Source organism: Pseudomonas sp. rhizo25, from assembly GCF_031931935.1.
Lineage (GTDB): Bacteria > Pseudomonadota > Gammaproteobacteria > Pseudomonadales > Pseudomonadaceae > Aquipseudomonas > Aquipseudomonas synxantha.
The window spans coordinates 130013-143542 of the sequence record NZ_JAUJXA010000011.1 but is presented as its reverse complement, the minus strand read 5'-3'; the positions used below and the strand labels follow the sequence as shown (position 1 = coordinate 143542).

Here is a 13530-nt window from a genome sequence, read left to right as displayed (position 1 = left end):
GCGGTGAAACGAGTGCATGTAGCAGCAGCGGTGATCCGCGGTGTCGATGGCAGGATCCTGCTGGCGCGCCGTGCCGATACCCAGCATCAGGGCGGGCTCTGGGAGTTTCCCGGCGGCAAGGTGGAGGCCGATGAGTCGGTCGCCACGGCCTTGTCACGAGAACTGCAGGAAGAGCTGGGTATTCAGGTCACTACGGCGCGGCCGTTGATCAAGGTGCGGCATGATTACCCGGACAAGCAGGTGTTGCTGGACGTCTGGGAAGTCTCGGCCTTTACCGGCGAGCCCCATGGGGCCGAAGGGCAGCCGTTGGAATGGGTGACGCCACGGGACCTGGTCAACTATGAGTTCCCGGCGGCAAATGCGCCGATTGTTGCCGCTGCGCGCTTGCCCGCCGAGTACCTGATCACCCCAGGCGAGCTGGAAACCCCAACGCTGTTGCGCGGCATCCAGAAGGCCATTGCAGGGGGTATCAAGCTGGTTCAACTGCGTGCGCCCAACGGCTACGACCCTAAATACCGTGATCTGGCGGTGGATGCGGTTGGCCTGTGTGCCGGCAAGGCGCAATTGATGCTCAAGGGGCCGTTCGAGTGGCTGGGGGATTTCCCTGCTGCTGGCTGGCACATGACCTCGGCGCAATTGCGCAAATACGCGAGCAAGGGCCGCCCGCTGCCGAAAGACCGTTGGTTGGCGGCTTCTTGCCACAATGCTGAAGAGCTGGCGCTGGCAGAGATGATGGACGTGGACTTTGTCACCCTCTCGCCGGTGCAGCCGACCCAGACCCATCCGGATGCGCAGCCGTTGGGTTGGGAGCAGGCGGCGCAGTTGATTGCCGGGTTCAGTAAACCGGTATTCCTGCTGGGCGGGGTTGGGCCTGCGCAGCGGCAGCAGGCGTGGGAAGCCGGGGCGCAAGGGGTGGCTGGGATTCGGGCGTTCTGGCCTGAGGTTTGATGGTGCCCTCACGGGCCTAATCGGGGGCAAGCCCCTCCCACACTTGAATGTATTCACAATTTAAAATGTGGGAGGGGGCTTGCCCCCGATAGGGCCTTGCCACTCACCCGATAAATCTCAGTGTGGCTTGGCAGCGGCCTGCCATAACACTTCGGCAACACCTTGGCGCCGGGCAATCACCCTGGCCGCCACAAACAGCAAGTCAGACAACCGATTGATATACGCCAACCCGACCCCCTCCAGCGGCTCCAGCGCATTCAGGTGCTGACACCGCCGCTCAGCGCTGCGCGCCAGGCTACGGCACACATGGGCTTGGGCGATCAGCGCCGAACCACCGGGCAGGATGAAGTTCTCCAGCGGCCCCACTTCTTCGTTCCAGCGATCAATCGCCGCTTCCAGCCGATCCACCTCCGCTGCGTTCAGTGCCTTGTACACCGGCATCGCCAGCTCGCCGCCCAGATCGAACAGACGGTGCTGGCACGGCGTGAGCACTTCAATCACATCATTTAACGCCGGGTGCTTGCCGCTTTGTTCTTCCAGGTTGGCCAGCAACAGGCCCAACTGGCTGTTCAGAGTATCCACCTCGCCGATCGCTTCCACGCGCGGGTGGTCCTTGGGCACGCGGCGGCCGTCACCAAGGCCGGTTTCGCCCTTGTCGCCGGTACGGGTGTAGATTTTCGACAGGCGAAAGCCCATGGTCAGTGCTCCAGTTGGGTGAGTTCTGTGGGGGACAATTGGCTGCCGGCCAGGGGCAGGCGCAAGGTAAAGCAGGTGCCTTGGCCTGGGGTGGAATGCACTTCCATCTGGCCCTTGTGGTTGTTGGTGATGATGAAATACGACACCGACAACCCAAGCCCGGTGCCCTGGCCAATTTCCTTGGTGGTGAAGAACGGTTCGAAGGTGCGCTTGCGCACGTTTTCGCTCATGCCGATGCCGTTGTCTTCCACCTGTATTTCTGCCCACGGCGGGTTGAGGCGGGTGCGCAGGATAATACGCCCCGGCTCGCTGTCGTCTTCGCGCAGGTGAATGGCTTGGGCGGCGTTCTTCAGCAGGTTGAGCAGCACTTGTTCCAGCTCGTTGGCGGTGCCGGGCACAGGGCCCAATTGCGGGTCGAACTGACGGATGATCGCCTGGCCCTTGAAGTCGAAGCCGATGGTCAGGTCGAAATCGTTGCCGGCGATTTCCACGGCCTGGTCGATCAAGGCCGGCAAGTCGCAGGGTGCCATCTGGCGATTACTGCGGCGGCTGAAACTGAGCATATGGGTGACGATTTTCGCCGCCCGCGCCCCGGCCTGCTGAATACCGTCGAGCAACTGCGGCACTTCGCGGCCTTGCAGGTAACGATTGACCGTGTCCAGCTCGATGCCCACCTGCTCGGCGTACTCCAGGTTCTTGGGCAGCTCCGGAGACAGGCGGCGACGGATGTTCTGCACGTTATGCAGGATCGCGCCCAGTGGGTTGTTGATTTCGTGGGCCATGCCGGCGGCCAGGCCGCCCACCGAGAGCATTTTTTCCGACTGCACCATCATTTCTTCCAGGGACAGGCGTTGGGTGATGTCGTCGATTCGGATCACCACGCCACGCCCGGCACCACCCATCAATGGGTAAAACGTCAGGGCGTAATGCTTGGGTTCATCGTCCTTGATCCAGGTGACCCGCTCGATCCGCTCCACCGTATGTTGCTCCACGGTAGCCTTGATTTGCGGCAGGTACGGCTTGAGCGGCTGGAAGGCAAGGAAGATCGGCTGGTTCAGTGCTTCGTCCAGGCGCGTGCCGGAAAGGGCGGTGGCTTCCTGGTTCCACTGGGTGACATAGAGCTGTTCATCCAGGGCGATCAGCGCAGAGGGCATTGAGTCGATAATGCTGTTGAGGTAGTTCTGGAAGCCCGTGAGTTTTTTCTCGATCTTGCTGCGCACCTGGACTTCCAGTTCCAGCTTGCGGTTGGTATGCCGGGTTTCTTCGGCCAGCCCCTGGGCCTGGTCGTAAGCGGCCTGGGAATCGTCACGCGCACGCTTGAGCTGCTGCTCGCGGGCTTCGATACGCGACAACATGGTGTTGAAGGCTTCGGCCAGACTGCCGATCTCGTCATGGTTGCCACGCCCGGCGCGCAGGGCGTAGTTCTCTTCACGGGTGACCTGCCGCGACAGTTCTTCCAGTTCATGGATGGGCCGCGTGATCAGACGTTTGATTTGCCGGGCGATGACCAGCCACAACAGCACGCTGAAAATCAGGATGCCCAGGCTCGCGGTCAGCGTGCCGGTATAGAAGGCCACCGGCAGCTCACTGCTGGCCACCAGCAGTAAATGCCCGGAAGGCTGGGTGCCGCGGGGCAGGGTGATGACCTGGTTGCTGCGAAACTCGGTCAGGCGCCAGGCCTCGATATGCCGGTAATTGTCCGGCAGGTGCAGGCGGTCGCCGTGCTGCATCTGCGCCAGACGGTTGCCTTCACCGTCGTAGAGTGCGGCGGCGCGCAGGGGTGAGTAGCTGGTCAGTTCATTGAGCAGCGCCTCGGCCTTGGCCGGGGATTCGAGCGCGTCGGCGGCGAGCGATGGGTTGGACACCAGTCGGCCAATGGCCTGCAATGCCTGGGGCGCCATGCTTTCCTGGGAGATCCAGTAGGCGGCGCTGATAAATGTGAGATTGGCCACCAGCAACACCGTGGTCAATAGCACCAGCAGGGCCACCAGCAGTTTCTGCCCTACCGGTAGATTTTCAAGACGCTGGCGCAGTGGCATCAGGGTTTTCCCAGGTGATAGACAGGTAGGCAGGGTAGCGCGTGCCTCAGTCGCTGGCCAATCCGCGTGCCAGCAAATGTTCGACCAGCCGCGCTTGCAGCTGTTGCAAATGCGGCAATACCAACTGGTGGCGGGCCGCGGCCTGGCAAGCGTAGCCCAGCAGGTAGCTGATCTCGGTACGCCGGGCGTTGGCGACATCCTGGTACATGGACGAGTAATTGGCGGCGGTGGCCTGGATCACACGCTCCACTTCGCTGTGCAGGTCCTGTGCGGCCGCAGGCTGGCCGCAGCACTCCAGCAGTTCGGCCAGTTCGGCGCAGAGCGTGGCGACCTCACACTGATGGTCTTGCAAGCCGCCGTTGCGGCATTGGTAAAGCACGGTCAACGGGTTGATGGCGCAATTGAGCGCCAGCTTGCGCCACAGCCGCGTGAGGATATCGGTGGCCCATTGGTGAGGGATGCCCGCAGCTTGCAGGTCATCCAACCATAGCGGCGGGGTGGGATGGTTTGCGTCGCCCAGCCAGGTGTAGCCATGGCCGGCAAACACTACCCGCCAATCGCCATCGCGAAATGCGCCTTCGGTGCTGGACGCGTAGATGCAGCGGGCCGACGGCACTTGTGCAGCCACGGCGTCCTGGCTGCCGAGACCGTTCTGCAGCAGGATCAGTTCGGCATCCGGCGCCAGTCGAGGTTGCAACTGGGCGATAGCGCGTTGGGCGTCATAGGCTTTGCATGCCACCAGCAGGCGATGAATCGGCTCCGGGCTTTCGGCTGTTTCGCCAATCACCGCATAGGTGTGTTCCACACCGTGCTCAACCAGGGTCAGGCCCTGGCCGGCGCGATAGCTGGCCAGGCGCGCCTCATTACGCAGGATCAGCCTGACCGGTACGCCGGCACGCGCCAGCCGCGTGGCCCATAGGGTGCCCAGGCTGCCAGCGCCGAGAATATGCCAGGGGGTCGACATCAGTTTGTGCTCCGTAGGGTCGCTCACAGTGAACGGGGCGAAAGAACCGCTATAATGCCTCGGCATTTTAGCTCGGGCGCGCTCCATCTTTACTGAGCCCGCCCCTTATATTGGAGAAATCACATGCCTTCGTTCGACGTGGTATCTGAACTGGACAAACACGAAGTCACCAACGCCGTCGAGAACGCCGTCAAGGAACTGGACCGTCGCTATGACTTGAAAGGCAAGGGCAGCTTCGAATTCAAGGAAAAGGAACTGACCGTCAACCTGACCGCTGAAGCCGATTTCCAGCTGGAAGCGATGATCGAGATCCTCAAGCTGGCCCTGGTCAAGCGCAAGATCGACGTGCAGTGCCTTGAAGTCAAGGACGCCTACGCCTCCGGCAAGCTGATGAAGCAGGAAGCCGTGCTCAAGGAAGGCATCGACAAGGAGCTGGCGAAGAAGATCGTCGCGCATATCAAGGATGCCAAGCTGAAAGTCCAGGCCGCCATTCAGGGCGAGCAGGTGCGTGTCACCGGCAAGAAGCGCGACGACCTGCAAGAGGCCATCGCGGCCCTGCGCGCCAAGACCTTCGACATGCCGCTGCAGTTCAATAACTTCCGCGACTGATGGCACTTTGGGGAACCTGTGAGGTTTTTTGACGTCCCACGCCCCAGACTCAGCGCCTACAATTGAGCCCTACGGGGCTCAATTGCGTTTTCAGGCAGTCAATCAAGCCGCATATCCGCGAAGACAGGAGAAGCTACATGGATTTAAACGCAGAAGTGGATCATTTGATCAAGGCCTCCCAGTCCTGGATCCCGATGATCATGGAGTACGGCAGCCGTGTATTGCTGGCCGTGCTGACCCTGGCCATCGGCTGGTGGCTGATCAACAAACTGACCCATCGCGTGGGCCGCTTGCTGGCGGTGCGCAACGCTGACCTGGCGCTGCAGCACTTCATTACCAGCCTGGCAAACATCGTGCTCAAAGTCATGCTGGTGGTCAGCGTGGCCTCGATGATCGGTGTGGAAACCACCTCGTTCGTCGCCGCTATCGGCGCCGCGACCCTGGCCATCGGCCTGGCACTGCAAGGCAGCCTGGCCAACTTCGCCGGTGGCGTGCTGATCCTGCTGTTCCGCCCGTTCCGCATTGGCGACTGGATTGAAGCCCAAGGCACCTCCGGCACTGTCGACAGCATCCAGATTTTCCACACCGTGCTGCGTACCGGCGACAACAAGACGGTGATCCTGCCCAACGGCATCCTCTCCAACGGCATCATCACCAACACCAACCGCCAGCCAACCCGCAAGGTGGTGTTTGATGTCGGTGTGGATTACGAGGCTGACCTGCAAAAAGCTCGCGAAGTGCTGCTGGAACTGGCCAAGGACCCACGGGTGCTGGCCGACCCTGCACCGGTGGCGGTTGTTTCGACCTTGGGCGACAGCTCCATTACGGTTTCCCTGCGCTGCTGGACCAGTACCCCGGATTATTGGGACGTGATGTTCATGTTTAATGAACTGGCGCGTGATCGTTTGAAAGCAGCGGGGATTGATATTCCGTTTCCGCAGCGTGTTATTCGTGTGATGCAGGAAAGTGCGGCGAAATAATTTGGCGTGAAGCTGCCGAACTTGGCCGATAGGTCAGCTTCGGTAAACTAGTTACTTAGCTTGCTAGTTGTTTTTTTGGTTGAAACAAAACTGCAATAAAAAAGCCGCTCCTTGTTTAAACAGGGAGCGGCTTTTTTGTTTAAGGCCGAAGCCTTAAGCCATCGTTGTAATTAAAGAGACGATTACAAGATGTTCAGCGGGTAGTTTGCGATCAGGCGCAGTTCGTCGATAGAAGGCGAACCGTAGTAAACGCCATCACCGGAGCGGTAAGTCGCTTGACGCAGACGCAGGCTGAGGTCTTTAGCCGGGCCGCTCTGAATCACGTACTTGGCTTCGATGTCGCGTTCCCACTCTTTGCCGTTGCTGGTTGTGCCAGTGTTGGCGCCGCTACCGGTGACGTAGCGAGTCATGAAGCTCAGGCCAGGAATGCCGAAGGTCGCCATGTTGATGTCGTAACGCGCCTGGTAGGACTTCTCGCCTTCGGCGTTGAAGTCGGAACGGGCGATGGAGTTGGCGAGGAACACCGTGCCGCCGCCGTCTACGCCGTAACCGTAGTCGCCGTCACCGGTAACCTTCTGGGCTGCCAGGGTGAAGGTGTGAGCGCCGATGGTGTACGCGCCCTGCAAGCTGAACGCGCGGTTGTCGAGCTTGGTCACGCCATCCTTCTCTGCGCGTTGCAGGCCTGCGCCCTCGCTTTTGGTGTCGTAGATGTTGAAGTCCAGCGCGAAGGACTGATCATCGCTCAGTGCGTGGGTCCAGTTCAGGTTGCTGTAGTACTTGCGGAAGTAATCTTCGGTTTTCGCGTAGTACAGGCTACCGGTGAATTCCGGAGTGAACGCGTAGACGCCGCCGACAAAGTCGGTTTTCGTCAGGCCCAGGCTGTCATGGTAGGTCTGTGCCTGCGCGACGCTGGAAGTAAAGTGGCCGCCCTCAAGCTTGAGGCCCTTGATCTCGTTACTGGTGATCGAGATACCCTGTGGCAGTTCCGGCAACAGACGGCTGTCGTCGGAGGCGAACACTGGCGCGGTAGTGTACTGGTCACCGACTTTCAACACGGTGTTGGAGATGCGGAACTTAACCGCGCCGCCGCCCTTGGAGTAATCGTCCTGCGAACGACCGTCGGAGCCTGTAGGGAATAGGCCGGTGCCAGCGCGACCCTTGCCGCTGTCGAGCTTGAGGCCCATCAGGCCGATCACGTCAACACCGACACCAATGGTGCCTTGGGTGAAGCCCGACTCGTACAGGGCATTGAAGCCAAGGCCGGTCTCTTCTGCACGGCTCTTCGAACCCGGGCCCGAAGGGTTGTTACGGAAGTCGCGGCTGAAGTACAGGGCGCGAGTATTGATAGTGAACGTACTGTCTTCAACAAAGCCCTTGGAATCGTCCTGGGCGGACGCCATTGCGAACTGCGAGGTGCCTGCTGAAACAGCCAGGGCGATCATGCTCCACTTCATCACGCGCATCGTGATTTGCTCCTTTGGTTTTAGGAAGAGTACTGCCGTCCCACCTGTATTTTTATCTGGGCGGCTCTTTCTTTATTTGTGTCGGCGCAAAGTTATATCACGCAGACTCTAATGACGATACTTACCCATCTTTCCTTTCAGCTTCTTTACGAGGCTGTCGTAAATCGCTAGATCCATGTCGCAAATTCACAGCCCGAATGTAACCGGGCTGACAACTTCAATGCTCTTTTCCTACATCTTTCTAACTTTGAAGGCTTCCTTGATGCGCATTGAACCGCCGCTGGTTTTTATCGCGAAACACCTGCTTCCAAACGGGTGCCGTTGCCGACGATATGAGGGTGAATGCAACAAGCGTGCTCAAACTGGTAGCCGAATGTCATTTTTTCGTGAAAAGCGTGAAGGGAGTGTAAAAACCGCATAAACACGGGGCCTTTAGACCCTTTGGTTCGAGCTTGGCGACGGGCTGTTACACCTGTGCGTTCATTCACAAAAGCGTTCGCCTGGGTAAAACGTTACCGGTCCACCCCATCAGTGGGTACTTGGCGGATCCCTTTGATGCACAAGCGAGTCATTTTGGTGCGTGCCGCCGAGGCCCGAGGTAGCGTGTTCGACCGTGCGCCTGCCTCGAAAGGGTGCGTAGTTTTTATCCGATTGCCTCAAGGCTTGTGCCCATTCGCCGTGAACGCGTAGGCATTCGAAGGTATGCTGGGCGCCTGAAACTGACCTGCCGAACGGAGTGCCCACGTGTTCGCCCTAGATCAACGCCTGCAACAAGATACCTTGGCCATTGGGGACTTCCCGCTGTGTCGCCTGCTGCTGTCCAATGACTCGAACTACCCCTGGTTCATCTTGGTACCGCGCATCGACGGTATCAGCGAAGTGTTTCAACTGGATGTCGCAGATCAACAAACCTTGTGGCAAGAGACGACGGCCCTGGCGCAGCTGCTTAATGAAGGGCTGGCCGCCGATAAGATGAACATCGGCGCGCTGGGCAACGTGGTCAGCCAGTTGCATGTGCACGTGATCGTGCGCAAACGCGATGACGCCGCCTGGCCGGCTCCGGTGTGGGGCAAACATCCCGCTCAACCTTATAACCACGAGCAAGTGTCGGCGATGCGCGCCCGTTTGCGTGAGCTATTGCCCGCCGACTTCATCTTTACCCAGGACTGAACCATGGACCTGCAAGATCGCGTCACCGACCTGGAAAGCCGCCTGGCCTTCCAGGACGACACCATCGAGACCCTCAATGACATCCTGGTCACCCAGCAGCGGGCGGTCGAGCGCCTGCAATTGCAGATGACGGCATTGCTCAAGCGTCAGGAAGAAATGGGCGGGCAGTTCGAGTCGTCCGAAGAAGAAGCGCCGCCGCCGCACTATTGAAACGGCAGGCAATAAAAAACCGCGATCCAGGCAACGCTGGATCGCGGTTTTTTTTGCTGCGAAGGCTGGGATCAGCGACGCGGCAGGGCAGCGATGACATCTTCGGCTTGCAGACCCTTGTCACGGTTCATCACCGAGAACTCCACGCGCTGGCCTTCGACCAGGACGCGGTGGCCTTCGCCACGGATAGCCCGGAAGTGGACGAAGATGTCGTCGCCCGAATCGCGGGAAATGAAGCCGAAGCCTTTGGAGGTGTTGAACCACTTGACGGTCCCGGTATCCCGGTTGGTCATGTCGTAGCTTTGCGACGCGGCCGCTGGGGACGAACGGTAGAAGCTGATGGCCAGGTGAAGAACGATGGCAACCACAGCAATCACCAGGCTGAGCAGGATAGCCGGATGGCCACCGACTTCAGGCATGGGCGCCAGGAGGGTGAGGGTTTGTACGACAACAGTCAGCACCAGCAGCGCACTGACCAGGTTTTGCAGTTGATGACGCGTGCCTTTGTTCCAGTAAGGGATTACCGGTGCGAGCGTCAGGTTAAGAAGGCCGAACAAGGCCAGGTACAGAGCGTCGTGTTGTTGCAGGTAGGGCAGGCTTTCAGGCTGCAGGCTCGGGATAAAGGACAGCAGCAAAGCCGCAACGCCCGTTAGCAGGTGGACGATTTTCAACATTTTGATTAACTCACGTTAAGACGGATCACAAGGAAGAGCTGACTGGCACGGTTCGCTTCTGAACAATGGGAGGCGTTGAGCACGTACGCGGGTATCAGCCTATGTGGCGTGCCGCAGAAATAAACGGCAGCCACACGGCGTCTATTTAACAGCAAAGGCCGTGCCTACTCAAATCAAGCATTTCGGCGTGTTGCGCCGGGTACGGCATTTCTGCGGCAAACCCTTGTCCTAGACAGGTGCAGGTTTTTTTGGTGGCCTACAGAGACGCTTCCTACGGGGAGAAAGGCTTGCCAATTCACGTCTGCAGGCGGTGCAGGGGCGATTTGCCGCACGCTGCCCGGGTGTGTGGGGCTGCACGAGGCCCGCTCTCTTGCTAGAGTGGTCCTGCACCTGATCAATGAATGCTCGTCAATTGAAGGGGAAAAACATGGCAATCGATATTGGTATCAGTGAAGAAGACCGTAAATCCATCGTCGACGGACTCTCGCGGCTGCTGTCCGATACCTATGTTCTTTATCTGAAGACCCACAACTTCCACTGGAACGTCACGGGCCCCATGTTTCGTACGCTGCACCTGATGTTCGAGGAGCAGTACAACGAACTGGCGCTGGCAGTGGACTCCATCGCCGAGCGCATCCGGGCCCTGGGTTTCCCGGCACCTGGCGCCTATTCGATCTACGCCCGCTTGTCTTCGATCAAGGAAGAAGAGGGTGTGCCGAGCGCCGAAGAGATGATCAAGCAACTGGTGGCAGGCCAGGAAGCGGTCACGCGTACCGCCCGTGGCATTTTCCCATTGCTCGACAAGGTCAGTGATGAGCCGACGGCGGACCTGTTGACCCAGCGTATGCAGGTCCACGAAAAAACCGCGTGGATGCTGCGTTCCCTGCTCGAAAACCAGTAACTGTCGAACCCTGGCGGCGCCTTCTGGGCGCTGCCTGCTTGTTTCCCTGCGCTTCCTGGCGTTGTCCTACGACTAACAACTCTCCGTCTTCTGGCTGCTCCGCGCGTCCTGCGGTTTTATAGGCCCATCGCCCAATGGGAGAAGCCCATTGGCTGCTGTTTGGCAATGGAGTGTCAGGTGTATGTCATGTGGAATAGGTAAGGGAGTGATGGAAACCGGTGGTTTTCACAAGATAAAGATCGACCCCTTCGATAAGGGGTTCGATATGGGGATGGCCAAGCCATTGTCACGGTCGGTCAGGCTCAACGGGTTCTCTACCTGCCTGCGGCTTGAGCAGATCTATTGGAACATCCTGACGGAGATCGCCAGGATCAATACCTGCTCAGTCAGTGCCTTGTTGTCCTATGTCGATCGGGAAGTGCATTTGCGCTACGGAGGAGTGAAGAACTTCAGTGGGTTGGTGAGGGTGGTATGCGTGGTTCATGTACTCAAGGGCCGCGCCGCCGCCGCGTCTGCGGACACGCTTGCGCAATAGCCCGCTGGCTTCGGGGCCGGCCCTTCAACCTCGCGGGCCGGGCCAGGGGCAGAAAGCCGGCTGCGCTGCCTCGATTTACCAGATATAATCCCGCGCTTTGCTGCGCATGCCGGGCTTTATGCACAGGGCAGGGCGTGGCGCTGTAACGTTCTGATCGCCGAGACATCCCCATGCCCATGTACGACTATCAATGCGCTTCCTGTGGTCACCAGTTGGAAGCCATTCAGAAGATCAGCGCAGCGCCGCTGGTCGATTGCCCTGCCTGCCAGGCACCTGAGTTGAAGAAGATGTTGTCCATGCCGGGCTTCCGCCTGAGCGGCAGCGGCTGGTACGAGACCGATTTCAAGACCGGCGCCAAGAAGAACCTGGCGGGCGGCGACAAAGCAGACTGAGTTGAACTCTACGCGCAGGCTCCTGCATTATCCGTCCCCTGCTTTAATGTACGGTGACGAGGCAAGCCTGCCACCGAAATTCGAATTACGAGAAGTGAAACCACGACCATGATGCGCAGCCACTATTGCGGCCAACTGAACGAGACCCTGGAAGGTCAGGAAATCACCCTTTGCGGATGGGTTCACCGTCGCCGCGACCACGGCGGGGTAATCTTCCTCGATATCCGTGATCGTGATGGTCTGGCCCAGGTGGTGTTTGACCCGGACCGCGCCGAGAGCTTCGCCGCCGCCGACCGTGTGCGCAGCGAATACGTGGTGAAGATCACCGGCAAGGTACGCCTGCGTCCGGCCGGTGCCGTGAACAAGAACATGGCTTCCGGCGGCATCGAGGTGCTGGGCTATGAGCTGGAAGTGCTGAACGAGTCGGAAACCCCGCCGTTCCCGCTCAACGAATACTCCGACGTGGGCGAAGAAACCCGCCTGCGCTACCGCTTCCTGGACCTGCGTCGTCCGGAAATGGCCGAGAAGCTGCGCCTGCGTTCGCGCATGACCACCAGCATTCGCCGTTTCCTGGATGAGAACGGCTTCCTCGATGTCGAGACGCCGATCCTCACCCGGGCTACCCCGGAAGGCGCACGTGACTACCTGGTGCCTAGCCGTACCCACGCGGGCAGCTTCTTTGCCTTGCCGCAATCGCCGCAGTTGTTCAAGCAGCTGCTGATGGTGGCCGGCTTCGACCGTTACTACCAGATCGCCAAGTGCTTCCGTGACGAAGACCTGCGTGCCGACCGCCAGCCTGAATTCACCCAGATCGACATCGAGACCAGTTTCCTCGATGAAAAAGAGATCATGGGCCTGACCGAGCAGATGATCCGCAACCTGTTCAAGGAAGTGCTGGACCTGGAGTTCGGCGAATTCCCGCACATGACCTTCGAAGAGGCCATGCGCCGCTACGGTTCCGACAAGCCAGACCTGCGTAACCCGCTGGAACTGGTGGACGTGGCCGACCAGCTCAAGGACGTCGACTTCAAGGTGTTCAGCGGCCCGGCCAACGACCCCAAATGCCGCATTGCCGCCCTGCGCGTGCCTGGCGGCGCGAGCATGCCGCGCAAGCAGATCGACGACTACACCAAGTTCGTCGGCATCTACGGTGCCAAGGGCCTGGCGTACATCAAGGTCAACGAGCGCGCCAACGGCGTTGACGGCCTGCAGTCGCCGATCGTGAAAAACATCCCTGAAGCCAACCTGAACACGATCCTTGATCGCGTCGGTGCGGTCGATGGCGACATCGTGTTCTTCGGTGCCGACAAGGCCAAGATCGTCAGCGAAGCCCTGGGCGCCCTGCGTATCAAGCTCGGTCACGACCTGAACCTGCTGACCTGCGAATGGGCACCGATGTGGGTCGTCGACTTCCCGATGTTCGAAGAGAACGACGACGGCAGCTTCAGCGCCTTGCACCACCCGTTCACCGCGCCTAAGTGCTCCCCGCAGGAGCTGGAAGCCAACCCGGCAGGCGCGCTGTCCCGTGCCTACGACATGGTGTTGAACGGTACCGAGCTGGGTGGCGGTTCGATCCGTATCCACCGCAAAGAGATGCAACAAGCGGTGTTCCGCCTGCTGGGCATCAACGAAGCGGAACAGGAAGAGAAGTTCGGCTTCCTGCTCGACGCCCTGAAGTACGGTGCACCGCCCCACGGTGGCTTGGCCTTCGGCCTGGACCGTCTGGTCATGCTGATGACCGGCGCCCAGTCGATCCGTGAAGTGATTGCATTCCCGAAAACCCAGAGCGCTGCGGACGTCATGACCCAGGCTCCGGGTGTGGTGGATGCCAAGGCACTGCGCGAGCTGCACATTCGCCTGCGCGAGACGCCGAAGGCTGAGTAAGGCTGCGGCGTGAAAGCGCGATAAGGTTGTACGCAGTCAAAAAGGCGCATCTTCGGATGCGCCTT

14 protein-coding genes are annotated in these 13530 nt (G+C 59.7%); 9 read left to right on the top strand and 5 right to left on the bottom strand.

From position 1 onward, the window contains the following. The first annotated feature begins 3 nt into the window (after positions 1-3). The gene (locus tag QZR30_RS21705) at positions 4-948 is read left to right on the top strand and encodes a Nudix family hydrolase (RefSeq protein WP_059397480.1); all 945 of its coding nucleotides are present in this window, start codon (positions 4-6) and stop codon (positions 946-948) included. A 117-nt stretch (positions 949-1065) separates the two neighbouring features. On the opposite strand, the gene QZR30_RS21700 is transcribed toward QZR30_RS21705, so the two are convergent. The 3 genes from QZR30_RS21700 to QZR30_RS21690 are packed head-to-tail and all read right to left on the bottom strand — an operon-like array spanning position 1066 to position 4647. Further along, positions 1066-1644, bottom strand: coding sequence for a cob(I)yrinic acid a,c-diamide adenosyltransferase (locus tag QZR30_RS21700; RefSeq protein WP_046069325.1), 579 nt, complete (start codon positions 1642-1644; stop codon positions 1066-1068). 2 nt (positions 1645-1646) lie between these two features. Then, positions 1647-3683: a sensor histidine kinase gene (locus tag QZR30_RS21695; RefSeq protein WP_046069324.1), complete on the bottom strand. Its 2037-nt coding sequence runs from the start codon at positions 3681-3683 to the stop codon at positions 1647-1649. Between the two features lie 46 nt (positions 3684-3729). Further along, positions 3730-4647, bottom strand: a complete 918-nt coding sequence (locus tag QZR30_RS21690; protein ID WP_059397479.1) for a putative 2-dehydropantoate 2-reductase — start codon at positions 4645-4647, stop codon at positions 3730-3732. Positions 4648-4770: 123 nt separating this feature from the next. Here QZR30_RS21690 and QZR30_RS21685 point away from each other — a divergent pair, with 123 nt between their 5' ends. After that, positions 4771-5256 carry a YajQ family cyclic di-GMP-binding protein gene (locus QZR30_RS21685; RefSeq protein ID WP_003193880.1) on the top strand — a complete coding sequence of 162 codons (486 nt, stop codon included), beginning with the start codon at positions 4771-4773 and terminating at the stop codon, positions 5254-5256. Positions 5257-5393: 137 nt separating this feature from the next. Beyond that, positions 5394-6236 (top strand): mechanosensitive ion channel family protein, encoded by an 843-nt coding sequence (locus QZR30_RS21680; protein ID WP_046069322.1) that lies wholly within the window; start codon positions 5394-5396, stop codon positions 6234-6236. 182 nt (positions 6237-6418) lie between these two features. Here QZR30_RS21680 and QZR30_RS21675 read toward each other — a convergent pair whose 3' ends face one another. Beyond that, positions 6419-7699, bottom strand: a complete 1281-nt coding sequence (locus tag QZR30_RS21675; protein WP_046069321.1) for an OprD family porin — start codon at positions 7697-7699, stop codon at positions 6419-6421. Between the two features lie 744 nt (positions 7700-8443). Here QZR30_RS21675 and QZR30_RS21670 point away from each other — a divergent pair. Then, entirely contained in the window at positions 8444-8869 is a 426-nt protein-coding gene (locus QZR30_RS21670; RefSeq protein WP_046069320.1) for an HIT domain-containing protein, read from the top strand. Between the two features lie 3 nt (positions 8870-8872). Continuing rightward, on the top strand, positions 8873-9079 hold the full coding sequence (locus tag QZR30_RS21665) for a SlyX family protein (protein ID WP_017847119.1): 207 nt from the start codon (positions 8873-8875) through the stop codon (positions 9077-9079). A 71-nt stretch (positions 9080-9150) separates the two neighbouring features. On the opposite strand, the gene QZR30_RS21660 is transcribed toward QZR30_RS21665, so the two are convergent. After that, the gene (locus tag QZR30_RS21660; RefSeq protein ID WP_046069319.1) at positions 9151-9753 is read right to left on the bottom strand and encodes a cold-shock protein; all 603 of its coding nucleotides are present in this window, start codon (positions 9751-9753) and stop codon (positions 9151-9153) included. 427 nt (positions 9754-10180) lie between these two features. Between QZR30_RS21660 and QZR30_RS21655 the strand changes: the two genes are divergently transcribed. The 4 genes from QZR30_RS21655 (at position 10181) to aspS (ending at position 13465) form a co-directional block, all read left to right on the top strand. Further along, positions 10181-10654 (top strand): Dps family protein, encoded by a 474-nt coding sequence (locus tag QZR30_RS21655; protein WP_003193874.1) that lies wholly within the window; start codon positions 10181-10183, stop codon positions 10652-10654. Positions 10655-10835: 181 nt separating this feature from the next. Beyond that, complete coding sequence (locus tag QZR30_RS21650; RefSeq protein ID WP_046069318.1) at positions 10836-11189, top strand: ribbon-helix-helix domain-containing protein; 354 nt, start codon at positions 10836-10838, stop codon at positions 11187-11189. Positions 11190-11359: 170 nt separating this feature from the next. Continuing rightward, positions 11360-11581, top strand: coding sequence for an FmdB family zinc ribbon protein (locus QZR30_RS21645; protein ID WP_003193872.1), 222 nt, complete (start codon positions 11360-11362; stop codon positions 11579-11581). 108 nt (positions 11582-11689) lie between these two features. Next, complete coding sequence (gene aspS, locus QZR30_RS21640) at positions 11690-13465, top strand: aspartate--tRNA ligase (protein WP_005790914.1); 1776 nt, start codon at positions 11690-11692, stop codon at positions 13463-13465. Positions 13466-13530 lie beyond the last annotated feature (65 nt).